The 12092-nt window shown below is 33.7% G+C and carries 14 protein-coding genes; 11 read left to right on the plus strand and 3 right to left on the minus strand.

The features are described 5' to 3' along the window. Positions 1 to 150: 150 nt before the first annotated feature. The 5 genes from ACKI67_RS08805 to ACKI67_RS08825 all read left to right on the plus strand — a co-directional run bounded on the left by ACKI67_RS08805 (position 151) and on the right by ACKI67_RS08825 (position 4581). Positions 151 to 828, plus strand: a complete 678-nt coding sequence (locus ACKI67_RS08805) for a zinc-ribbon domain-containing protein (RefSeq protein WP_304088478.1) — start codon at positions 151 to 153, stop codon at positions 826 to 828. A 10-nt stretch (positions 829 to 838) separates the two neighbouring features. After that, entirely contained in the window at positions 839 to 1306 is a 468-nt protein-coding gene (locus ACKI67_RS08810; RefSeq protein ID WP_407463165.1) for a zinc-ribbon domain-containing protein, read from the plus strand. Between the two features lie 132 nt (positions 1307 to 1438). Further along, a complete protein-coding gene (locus tag ACKI67_RS08815) occupies positions 1439 to 2254 on the plus strand; it encodes a hypothetical protein (RefSeq protein ID WP_407463166.1) in 816 nt (271 codons plus the stop codon). An 82-nt stretch (positions 2255 to 2336) separates the two neighbouring features. Continuing rightward, positions 2337 to 3602 (plus strand): M48 family metallopeptidase, encoded by a 1266-nt coding sequence (locus ACKI67_RS08820; RefSeq protein ID WP_407463167.1) that lies wholly within the window; start codon positions 2337 to 2339, stop codon positions 3600 to 3602. A gap of 199 nt (positions 3603 to 3801) precedes the next feature. Next, positions 3802 to 4581, plus strand: a complete 780-nt coding sequence (locus tag ACKI67_RS08825) for a class I SAM-dependent methyltransferase (RefSeq protein WP_407463168.1) — start codon at positions 3802 to 3804, stop codon at positions 4579 to 4581. Between the two features lie 149 nt (positions 4582 to 4730). On the opposite strand, the gene ACKI67_RS08830 is transcribed toward ACKI67_RS08825, so the two are convergent. The 3 genes from ACKI67_RS08830 to ACKI67_RS08840 form a co-directional block, all read right to left on the minus strand. Continuing rightward, the gene (locus tag ACKI67_RS08830; protein WP_407463169.1) at positions 4731 to 5237 is read right to left on the minus strand and encodes a flavodoxin; all 507 of its coding nucleotides are present in this window, start codon (positions 5235 to 5237) and stop codon (positions 4731 to 4733) included. Between the two features lie 80 nt (positions 5238 to 5317). Continuing rightward, positions 5318 to 6169 (minus strand): SDR family oxidoreductase, encoded by an 852-nt coding sequence (locus tag ACKI67_RS08835; RefSeq protein WP_407414244.1) that lies wholly within the window; start codon positions 6167 to 6169, stop codon positions 5318 to 5320. A 4-nt stretch (positions 6170 to 6173) separates the two neighbouring features. Further along, positions 6174 to 6602, minus strand: coding sequence for a MarR family winged helix-turn-helix transcriptional regulator (locus ACKI67_RS08840; protein ID WP_407414242.1), 429 nt, complete (start codon positions 6600 to 6602; stop codon positions 6174 to 6176). 115 nt (positions 6603 to 6717) lie between these two features. Between ACKI67_RS08840 and ACKI67_RS08845 the strand changes: the two genes are divergently transcribed. From ACKI67_RS08845 to ACKI67_RS08870, 6 genes are all read left to right on the plus strand, one after another. After that, positions 6718 to 7326 (plus strand): flavodoxin family protein, encoded by a 609-nt coding sequence (locus ACKI67_RS08845; RefSeq protein WP_407463170.1) that lies wholly within the window; start codon positions 6718 to 6720, stop codon positions 7324 to 7326. 53 nt (positions 7327 to 7379) lie between these two features. Next, positions 7380 to 7919 carry an acyltransferase gene (locus tag ACKI67_RS08850; protein ID WP_407463171.1) on the plus strand — a complete coding sequence of 180 codons (540 nt, stop codon included), beginning with the start codon at positions 7380 to 7382 and terminating at the stop codon, positions 7917 to 7919. A gap of 11 nt (positions 7920 to 7930) precedes the next feature. After that, positions 7931 to 8323, plus strand: a complete 393-nt coding sequence (locus ACKI67_RS08855) for a nuclear transport factor 2 family protein (protein ID WP_407463172.1) — start codon at positions 7931 to 7933, stop codon at positions 8321 to 8323. Positions 8324 to 8555: 232 nt separating this feature from the next. Next, on the plus strand, positions 8556 to 10211 hold the full coding sequence (gene thsA / locus ACKI67_RS08860) for a thermosome subunit alpha (RefSeq protein ID WP_407463173.1): 1656 nt from the start codon (positions 8556 to 8558) through the stop codon (positions 10209 to 10211). A gap of 194 nt (positions 10212 to 10405) precedes the next feature. Next, complete coding sequence (locus ACKI67_RS08865; protein WP_407463174.1) at positions 10406 to 11038, plus strand: HXXEE domain-containing protein; 633 nt, start codon at positions 10406 to 10408, stop codon at positions 11036 to 11038. 30 nt (positions 11039 to 11068) lie between these two features. Beyond that, the gene (locus tag ACKI67_RS08870; protein WP_407463175.1) at positions 11069 to 11743 is read left to right on the plus strand and encodes an HXXEE domain-containing protein; all 675 of its coding nucleotides are present in this window, start codon (positions 11069 to 11071) and stop codon (positions 11741 to 11743) included. Positions 11744 to 12092: the final 349 nt, after the last annotated feature.

Here is a 12092-nt window from a genome sequence, read left to right on the forward strand (position 1 = left end):
AATTAGCATTTTTATTTTAATTTTACGCACTCAATATTTTATTTTTTGCGATTTTGTGAAGGGGGATAGATGATTTTTAGCTATTTTTCTTTGAAATTAGTATTCATGCTAATTTTTATAGATTTTTCAATTGATTAAAAAGGTGATATTATGGCATTTTGTCAAAATTGTGGAAATGAAGTTGAGGATGGGGCTAAATTTTGTCCAGGTTGTGGAAATCCTTTAGACGGTTCAGCACCAACTCAGCAAGAACAAAGCCAAGGTATTTTGGGAGACATCAAAAAAACAGGTTTAGGCTTTAAGAAGAAAATGGATAATTATGCTCATGGTGAGCATATAAATTATGAAAAGCCGGAAGGTGCATTGTATTTCATCAATGGATTGCAAGGAACCCTGGCTGTATTTGAAGACTATGTCGAATTCGATTTCTCAGGAAGCGGAATCAAGAAATGGCAAAGCGGTTTCGGTGGAGTGAAAAAAGTATATTTCCATCAAATCAACAGTATTCAAAAAAGGGATGCGACTGAACTTGTTAACGGTACGCTCGAATTTGAGCTTCCAGGAATGGCAACAAGCAAATGGGGTCCTACAAGTGAAAATCTGATCACTTACCTTCCAAAGTATCAGGATGAGGTAAATAAGATCTATGACTTTGTGAATGATAAGATCTTAGCTATCAACCAAGGCAAATCCCAACCTACCCAAGTGGTTCAAAATGAGGTTAGCCCTATGGCTAAACTCAAAGAGGCTAAAGAGCTTTTGGATATGGGTGTAATAAGCCAAGAGGAATTTGATGAAATAAAGGCTAAGTGCTTGGAACAGATGTAAGAGGGATAAGATGATAAAATGCAGTGAATGTGGTGGTGAACTGGAGCAAACAGCTGATTTCTGTCCAAATTGTGGAACAAAGGTGGACAAATCTGCAGTAGTGAAAGAAGAGATTCAACCGGTTCCAAGTCAAAACACCAAATTTTGTTCCAACTGTGGTGCAAAGATTGATGTCAAGGCAGTAATTTGCCCTAAATGCGGAGTCAGGGTTGCAGGGGCATCTGAGCAAAAAAGCCCATTTTTCGCTTTGATATTGTCTTTCCTTTTCCCAGGTTTGGGACAATTTTATAATGGGCATTCTAAAAAGGGAATCATCCTCGTCGTTGGAGCTATTGTCTCCGTTATATTATATGTGATTTTAATCGGTGCAATTTTATACTTGCTCATATGGATTTATGGATTATATGACGCTTATAAATCAGCAGAAGCAATCAACAATGGAGTAAATGTTCCTGATGAGATTTCCTTAAATTTCTAGAGGATATTTAAAAGATTAAAACTAATTTCTTAAACTAAAATTATCTTTTTTAAAATGATTAAAATAAATTTCTAAAAAAATTATCTTTTTTAAAAAAGAATAATTTTTTAATTATTTTTAGGAGAGAATGAAATGAAAAGGATCTTTGGAATTTTATTGATGATAATGGTATTTGGGATGTTGATTTCATCAGTGTCTGCTGAGGAATTGAAACCTTATGATTTTGGAGATTATACTTTGAATGTGCCTGGAGATAATTGGCATTGGTTCAATGCCCCATACCCTGGTTCCAGTAATGGAAATGGCGTGTCAATCTCTCACTTCTATGGAGATGAGTTTAAAGAGGCAAGGGTAACAGACTTTGAAGATTTTTCAAAAACCTATTTCGGCAATTATGACCTTATCGAAGACGAGGATGGCTTAAAAGTTTATCAAGCAGGTAATGATTATATTGTTGCCAAGTATTCTGTTGATGAATTATATGTCATTAAAGATAAGGATTTGAATGAAGCGAAAGCAATTGCTGAAAGCGCACAATTAAAATCTAATGAAACTGTTGATGAAGACAGTGATAAGTTATTCACTGAATCTGATGCCTTTGATAATCTATTTAAACTGGACATTCCTAAAAAATCAGAATTTGAAAAAATTAATGAAGAGGGAAACGAATCATATTCCACAGTTTCATTTAAAGATTATAATAAGGATATTGCAGTAAACTATGTGGAATCTGATGATATGGATGCAGTTAAGGAACATATTTCCGAAATGATCGGTCTTAATGATGGCAATTTAACTGAAGAAGGTAACCTCACTATCGCTGAAACTGTTTATGGTGAAAATAGCGTTTATGTATTTTCAGACAATAAGGCGGTGGAGGTATCAAGCTCAAAGGTAGACTTGGACATATTAAAGGAAATGGCAAAATCAGTTGAATTTGAAGATTAATCTCTTCTTTTCTTTTTTTCATTGCTGTTTATTTCAAATGTTGCGAAGGTTTTTTTAAAAAAATTTAATTTATGGGGGTGTCATGATTAAAAAAGATGACCGCAGTCCGATAAATCCGTTTACAGGTAAAGAGCATTACGATACGGTGGATGATGACAAGTTCCTAAAGGAAATATTTGGCTATTATTATCAGGAACTGAGCAAATATCAGATATTGGATGAAAGTCCGCAAGGTCAACTGACTATTCAAATTGCAACAAAGCTAATCCGCACCGTTGAGGAATTCCTATATAAGATTGGCAGATATGATTATGTTGACGGCTACTATGAATGGGAAGTTCACTTAATTGCAAATGACTGCATCAATGCCACCTGTCATGCAGGTGGAAAGATTACAGTTTACTCTGGAATTCTATCAGTTGCAAATACAGAAGAGAGGTTAGCATTTATTTTAGCTCATGAGATGGCTCATGCATTGCTTGACCATAGCAGAACAAAGATAAGTGCCCGTCAGACCAAGGAAGGGCTTGCTTCAGCAGCTTGGTTAGGTAGTTTTGCATTGGATCTTTTCGGAATGGGCGAAATTGGAAGCATGGCCAGAGCCGCGACAAATGTTGTGAATGTAGGTTCCGAATATTTCCTGATGCAGCCTTGGGGAAGGGATCAAGAATACGAAGCTGATAAATTGGGGATGTTGATAGCCCATTTGGCAGGATATGACATTAGTCACGTTCCCAAATTTTGGATGGAGTTTACAGGATCCAACGCAAGAGGATTTGATTTCTTTTCAACACATCCTGCAGATGACAAAAGAATTGCCGTGATGATTGAAACTGAAGAGGAGATCATCAACACCGATGATTTCTATAGCAGACCCATCCTATCTGAAACACCTAAACCAAAGGATGAATACAATCCATATGTTGAAACAAATGGAACTCAGATACCTCAAGATCTTGGAGATGATAATAAAGATTCCACCATTAGTTTGGGAGATATCATTGCTCAAACAAATATGGAAGCGGTACCTCAAGCTTCAGCCTTAACCGGCGTCAAATCAAGAGGCAATTCAGGTAATATAAGCACGGGATTCATAGTTCCGAATGACTATAAGACTTGCCCTAATTGCAATAGGCAAGTAGATTCTAATGCTAAATTCTGCATGTCCTGTGGATTTAACTTGGAAGAGCTTAAATGTCCATCATGTGGTGCAAGGGTTAAGAAAGAGGATTCCTTCTGCATGAACTGTGGAAACAGATTGGAAAGTGAATCAATATGCTCTTCCTGTGGTTCTAAGGTGAAAAAGGGAAATAACTTTTGTACGTTCTGTGGAAATAAATTGAATTGATTTTTTTCCATTTTTCATATTATCTTTATTTTAAACCATTTTTTTAACTTTTTTCTCATTCAAATAAAATAATTTTTCTTAAAATCTTAATATCTTAATTTTTATATCTACATTATATTTTAGGTATACCTAAACTTTATATACTATCAAAATAAACAATTAATTAATTAATTAATGAATTAAAAAATTGAGGTATACCATGAATTTAGAAGGTGTAGAAAAAACCATGCTTTTGACTTTATACACTAAAGCAAAGCATTCCCAACAGAAAAATCATAAATTTTTTGACTTTAAGGCAATAGATGTAATTTCTGAAATTGATTATGACTTTTCCTTAGCAGATAAGGATCATCAGATGCAATGGGGAGTGATTTCAAGAACCATCGTATTGGATGATATGGTTTCTAAGTATATCCGCTCACATCCAGAATGCATAATAGTGAATATTGCTTCAGGAATGGACACTCTCTTCAATCGATTGGATAACGGCATAATCAAATGGTATAATGTCGATTTGGAAAATTCAGCCAAGTTCAGATTGAACTATATTAAGGATAGCAATAGGGTAAAGACATTGGCATACTCTGCAATGGATTCCTCATGGGCCAATGAAATAGATGCAAGTGGTGATGTACTGTTCATAATTGAAGGTTTGACAATGTATCTTGCTGAAGAGGACAACAAAAGGATTCTTGATATCATTGATGAGAATTTCAAATCATGTACAGTATTCACTGAAATTATGCCTCCTGTTTCTGTAAAGAATGTTAAGGAGAAATCAGTTGAAGAAATGGATGCCCAGTTCATTTGGGGACTTCAAAAAGGGCATGAGCTTCTGAAATTGAATTCCAACTTCAAATGGATAAAGGATGTAAATCTATTTGATGGAATGAATGTATATAAGCCAATCACTAAGCTATTTACTTGGATTCCATTTATAAGAAGCAGAATGGACTATATTGCTGTTTTGGAAAAATAATTTCAAAAGGGCATTATTTTTTTTAAAAAAGAGTTAAAAAAAATGGAAAAATTGAGAGTAAAAAAATCATACTAATTAAAATAAAAAAGTAAAAAAAGTTTATTAAAATAAATAAAAATAAAAAAGTAAAAAAAGTAAGAAAAGATTAATTATTCATTAATCCATCTTTTTACAAGGTCTTTTGCATCATATACATTAGCACCAGGAATTGATAATCCATTTTTGATTTGGGCTCCTTCACACAATTTCTTCAAGTCTTTTTGTGATGAACCGAAACCGGATCCTTCATGGGTGACAAAAGGCTTAACTGTTTTTTCGGTAAAATCCAATTGTTCCAATTGGGTAAACATAGGCATTGGCAATGTTCCCCACCAGTTTGGAAAACCGATGTATACTGTATCATATGCATCAATGCTATCTAATGTTTCTTTTATTTCAGGTCTTGCATCAGCTTGTTGTTCCTTTTTAGCAACATCAATGCATTCCATATAATCAGCAGGATATTCAACTGCAGGTTCAACTTTGAATAGGTCTGCATTATCCAATTCCTGAATATATTCTGCAATCACTTCTGTGTTTCCTTTTTCAATGTTTTTTAATACTCCTCCAAAGTAGTTTTCACCGCTTCTTGAAAAATAAATTACAATGCTTGACATAATGTTATCTCCTTTTAATCTTTTAATTCCACAATAATCTTTCTAAAAAAAATATTAATAAATCTATTTATAATGATTGCTTATTGCAATTCTAATGAGTATCTTCCACTAGCTATTGATGCTATAACTCCACCATCAACCAATAAGTCTATTCCTGTAATGAATGAGGAATCATCATTAAGTAAGAATTCTGCAGCTCTTGCTATTTCTTCGGATGTTCCAACTCTTCTTGCAGCGGATGAATTGATCATTTCCTGATAGCCTTCTCCTGCAGCTTCAAATTCATCATAAGCAAGTGGGGTTACAATGATTCCAGGGGAAATTGAATTTATTCTTGCTCCCTTATCTGCCCAAGTAGTTGCAGCTGCAGTTCTCACTCTTAAATGGTTTGCTCTTTTTGCAACAACATATGCAACTCCAGAATTAGCCATTGCGTCATTTTTAATGAAATCCAAATCCTTTAACTCATTGGTAGGGGTTAATGCAATTTGCTGTTCTATTTCAGATGGCAAATCCATCATGTAACCAGTTTGGCTTGATATAATGAGTCCTGCTCCTCCTTTAGAGATATATTTAGCAAAAATATCTATAGCAACAGATGTTGCAACCAAATCCAGGTTTATGATATGTTCTGGGCTTGCTTGATTTGGAGATGCCCCTGCAGTGTCAATGAAATATTTGATTTTTCCAAGTTCGCTAGCTTTTTTAGCGAATTCCTCTACGGATTCTTCATCTAATGCATCTACGATTTGAGTTTCAACAATATACCCATTATATCTAAGCTCTTGAGCTCTTGCCTTAAGGTTCTCTTCACTTATATCTCCAAGAAATATGATTCTATTTGTGCTTATTCTCTTGATTATTGCTGTACCCATGCTTCCAGCACCAAGCAATACAACAACTTCCTTGTCTTCATTTAAATTAAATTCCATATTATTATCTCCATACAATTTTTGATAATAACTTTTTGAGAATTATTTTTTCATCTTCTGTTAAGTCAGAAGTGACTTCCTTTTCCCATTCATCAATTACCTTGATTAGTTTGTCTGTCTTTTCAACTCCTTTTTCAGTTAGTTCAACAATCTTTTTTCGCCTGTTTTCCGGATTTTCTATTCTGATGATATACTCTTCATCCTCGAATTTCTTCAATAGCTTTGCCATATATGCTCCACTTACCTTGAATAATTCAACCAAATCATGTTGGGTGGATCTTCCGGTAAATCTTATTCTTAAAAGAACGGAATATTCTTTTATAGTTAAATCAGGATTTTCCAGATTGACATCATAATATGAACCATAGTCTGATATCAGTTCCTCCACATAATGATACAAGAACATGTTTTCCGGATTTTCATTAATTTTCATAATATCTAAATATAATTTTATACCACTTCATATAAATAGTTAACCTTTGTTAACAGTTAACTATATATAATAATTTATACATATAAGTTTTTATCAAGCATAAAGGATGGTCAATATGAAAGTTATGTTAGTAAATGGAAGTCCAAACAAGAAAGGTTCCACATATACTGCACTAAAGCAAATTCAAGACACTTTAAGAGAGGAAGAGATTGATTCAGAAATCTATCAGATAGGTCATAAGGACATTAGAGGTTGCATTGATTGCAGGAAATGCAGTGAACTTGGAAAATGCGTATTTGATGATGAAGTCAATAGCTTTGTTGAGAAGGCTGAAGAATTTGATGGATTCATATTTGGAGGGCCAGTCTATTACGGGAATGTAAATCCAACACTAACAAATTTCATGACAAGAGTATTTTTCTCATCCTTTTTTGGTGGAAAAAGAATATTCAGATTGAAGCCTGCAGCTGCTGTAGCCAGTGCAAGAAGAGCAGGTACAATGACTGCAATAGATACCATAAACAGGTTTTTCACATGGGGTGAGATGCCGATAATAAGCTCAAACTATTGGAATGTGATTTATGGAAACAATGCAGATGAAGCGCTTCAGGACATTGAAGGATTAAGAACAATGACTGTTTTGGCAAGAAATATGGCATGGTTCTTAAAAATAAAGGAATTAAGCATTAAGGAAGGAATTGAACTTCCTGAAGTAACAAAATAAAAAAATGAGTTTGATAATTATAAAAGAGCAAACAATAGAGGAGTTTTGAGAAAATGGAAAGAATTGATTTAGATCAAATTACACAAGATGAATTGGAATTGTCAATCAAGCAATCAAAATTATTGTTTAAATTCAATCACACTGAGCCTATGACTGAGGAATATGCTTCAATCCTCAATGAATTGTTAGATGGCAACATTGGTGAAAACAGCACTATCACAACACCATTTGCAGGTGCAGCATTCAATAATATAAAGCTTGGAAACAACGTTTTCATCAACAGCAATTGCTTGGCTATGGCAAGAGGTGGGATCACTATAGAAGATGATGTAATGATTGCCGGAAACGTACAGTTATTATCAAATAATCATGACGAATACGAAAGGCAAGTGTTAACTTGTGAAGAGATCATCATCAAAAAAGGAGCATGGATTGGTGCTGGAGCATCAATCTTGCCAGGAGTCAATGTTGGAAAATATGCAATTGTAGGAGCAGGTGCAATCGTTACAAAGGATGTTCCTGACTATGCAGTTGTGGTAGGAATTCCTGCAAAGGTTGTAAAGACATTGGATAAGGATAAATTCCCAGAATAGGTCTTGTTATTATGAGTGTGTCTGTAGTCAATAAAGGAAATCTAAATGATGATCAGGAAGAAGTATTGGAAAGGTTTATAGAGTTTCAATATGCAATGATTGAAAAGGATTTAGAAAAGCTGAATGAACTTTTGGAAGACAATTACACTCTTACCCATATGTCTGGAAAGACTCAGACAAAGGATGAGTATATTGGTGAGATAATGGATGGAACACTTAATTACTATAAATCCATCATAAACAATCCAATTATAACAATAAAAGAAAAGGATAAGGCTTTATTGAAGGCAGATGTGACTCTTGATGCAAAGGTTTATGGAATGAAAGGAACCTGGACATTGCATAGCGAACAGACAATGGAAAAGATTAACGAAAAATGGTATTTGAGCAAATGGGACAATTAAAAAATCTTTTATTTCATTACTTTTTTTATTTTCACTTTTTTTAAATTTCTTATTATTATCTATTATAAACAAAACTTTTTTATAGTAAGGCAAACCTATCTATAACTATATGGATAATTTAATATTAGTTAAATATATTTAATTTTTATTATGAATTCTTAAAATTAATTCTTATAATTACAATAAATTATCTAATTTAAAAATAACATTGATTAAAATTAAGGAGATTATTATGGCACAAATTAATCAACCTATGTATATTTTACGTGATGATACTGAAAGATTTCAAGGAAATCAAGCTTTAAGAATGAATATTTTTGCAAGCCAACTATTAGCAAGCATTGTTAGAACCACTCTTGGTCCAAAAGGAATGGACAAGATGTTAGTGGATAAGAAAATGGGTGATGTGGTTGTTACCAACGATGGAGCAACTATCTTACAGGAAATGGATATTGCACACCCTGCTGCTAAAATGCTTGTGGAGATTGCAAGAAAACAGGAAAATGTTGTTGGAGATGGAACCACCACTGTTGTAATCATTGCTGGTGAATTGCTTAAGAAAGCAATGGAATTATATGAAGATGGAATTGCAATCCCAACCATTTTAATGGGTTACAGATTAGCAGTTGCAAAAGCAATGGACATCTTATACAGCATCTCTACCGATGCAAGAGATAAGGACACATTATTTGGAATTGCAAAAACTGCAATGACCGGTAAAGGTTCCGATTATGCTAAAGACGAATTGGCAGAATTGCTTGTTCAAGCTGCACTCAAAGTTGAAGAAGGAGAAAAATTAGACAAAACTCTCATTAAGATTCACAGAATCAATGGTGGAAGTGTAGAAGACTCCTTGATTGTTGACGGTATCTACATTGACCAAGGTAGAGCTAATGAAAGCATGCCTGAAGAAATGCGTGATGCTAAAATCGCTTTAATGAAATATCCTTTAGAATTGAAAGATTTGGAAAATGCTAAAGTTGACTTCACTGATCCTTTGCAAATGCAGGCTTTCCTTGACAGTGAACAGGAAACCTTAAAGGAAATCGCTGATAAGATTATCGATTCCGGCTGTAACGTATTGTTCTGTCAAAAAGGTATTGATGATGTAGTTCAACATCACTTATCCAAAGCTGGAATCATGGCATTCAAAAGAGTTAAAAACACTGACGTAAAGAGAATCATGAAAGCTACCGGTGCAGAACTCATCACCAATATTGAAGACTTGACTCCTGATACATTAGGTAAGGCAGGTTACATACACCAAGAAAAGGTGTTCGACCAAATCATTACCTTCATTGAAGAATGCGAAGACCCTAAAGCAAGTTCCATTTTAATCCGTGGAAGTACAAGACATGTTTCATCTGAAATTGAAAGAGCTATGGAAGATGCATTAGGTGTAGTAGCAGCCACTGTAGAAGATGGAAAAGTCGTATACGGTGGAGGAGCTCCTGAGATTGAAATAGCAAGACAATTGAAAGTTTATGCTAATACTATCAGCGGAAGAGAACAAGTGGCTGTAAATGCATTTGCAGACGCTTTGGAAATCGTACCAAAAACCTTATCTGAAAACGCTGGTTTAAACACCATTGACTTGCTTGTAGAACTTAGAGCAGCTCATGAAGATAACATCAATATGGGATTGGATGTATTTGAAGGTAAAGTAGTTGATATGAAAGAAGCTGGTGTTGTTGAACCTCAAAGAGTCAAAAAGCAAGCTATTCAAGCAGCTCAAGAAGCTTGTGAAATGATCTTGCGTATTGACGATTTGGTAGCAGCAGCGGGTGCACTTCAAAAAGTCGACCCAGATGAAAACTTAGATCATAGTGGTATGCCTCCTGCACCTGGTATGGGCGGTATGCCTGGTGGAATGCCTCCTATGATGTAGCCCAGCTTTTCCGCTCCTTCGGAGCGCAAAACCTGGACCAAAACTTTTTCCCAGCTTTTGAGCTAAAGCTCAAAACCTGGACCAAAACTTTTTTCCAGTTTTTGAGTAATACAAACTGGGCAATACTTACTTTTTTATTTTTATTATTTGAGATAAAATCTATTTTTTTAGTAAATTTTATAAAGGAGATATCAATGAAGGGAATAGTAAATAATTGGCATAATATTTCTGTTTATATTGCTGGTGCAATTTTTGTAATTGTTGCTTTATTTGTCACTGACTCACTGCAGAAAGTCCTTTTATTGTCTGCAGCAGTATTGTTCTTACACTTTTTTGAAGAATTCGGTTGGCCTGGTGGATTTCCATATTTGGGAATGAAGGTGATGATGAGAAGTGATGAAACAGATTCCACAAAATGGAACTGCAATAATTTAAGTTCCATGTTTGGAAATTGGATAGCTGGAACATTATTATACATTTTGCCTGCTTTCTTCTTGAATATCAAATTCTTGACTTTAGCAGCAATACTCTTATCAGTTGCGGAATTGATTATGCACTTGATAACATTTAATGTAAAAGAAAGAACATTATATAATCCCGGAGCCATTACAGCAATTTTTGGACTTACTCCAATTGCATGCTATTATTTCTTGAATATTTATAATGCAAGCCTTTATGTATGGTATGACTATGTATTTGCATTTTTATGGTTTGCTGTAATTTTTTGGTTCTGTTACCGTTCTCCAGTATACTGGAATCTTGGTAAAAAAGAGGGATATCCTCTCACAGACCAATCAGCTTATGGTTTTTATAAACCTGAAAAATAATTTTTCTATTAATAATCTGAAGGTGAACTTATGACAAATACACTACTGGACAAATGGTGTGGTCAACCATGGTTACACGCTACATATTTCTTAGGAATAGTGATGCTCAATGTTTTAATAATAAATTGGGGCGTATGGGATGTTCCTCAAAAGTTGATGTGCTTGCTTGCAGTATTTTTACCATTGCATGTATTTGAAGAGCTTACTTGGCCAAATGGTTTTCATTTCATGATGAACAAGCTAATCCAAAAGTCAGATAACCCTCTTGCATATCCTGAAAATAAACTGACAGATATGGTTACAAATTTTGGAGCAGAAATATTGTTTATTGCATTGACATTTTTCACACCAATGCTTGGAAACAAAGGAGTGATATTCATAATCTTCTTTGGTGTCGGTGAAACATTTGTACATACATTGTTTAGTGTAATAACATACAGGCACTACAGATCCAAAGGCAAAAAGACATTATATTCTCCGGGGCTAGTAACCGCATGGTGTTTGTTGCTTGAAGCAGCAATCTATGGTATTTATTGGCTGATATATTCAAAATCATTTGTTATGTCAGACTTATGGGGATTGGCTTTTGTAGCATTTTTAATCATTTTCCTAGTACGTTTACCATTTATCCTTTCTGATAAATATAAGACTACAAGGTTTGCCTATTCTGAAATAGGATATTTGGAAAAATATGAATTGGAGTAAAACTTAATATTTTTCCATAATTTTTTATTCTTTTTAAATTATTTTTTTCTATTTTTTTTAAATTTTTTTACTATTTTTTAAAATATTTCTTTATTTTTCCTATTTAACTTTAAATGCTTGTTTTTTGGATATTTCTTTATTAAAATTGCTATTTTAGTTGAAATCTTATTTTAAATGAATATTTTTTTAATTTAATCATTTTTTCATAATCATTTTAAAAATAATATGGTGGTTCACTTTTATATCAAATATGTTTAATAGTTTGTAATTGTTTTTTAAGTTAAATAAAGGACATATATTTATTTTCTATTTATTTAAGTAAGATTATTTAAAATTTGATTAAAATAAG

This window comes from Methanobrevibacter sp. (assembly GCF_045577275.1).
Taxonomy (GTDB): domain Archaea; phylum Methanobacteriota; class Methanobacteria; order Methanobacteriales; family Methanobacteriaceae; genus Methanobrevibacter.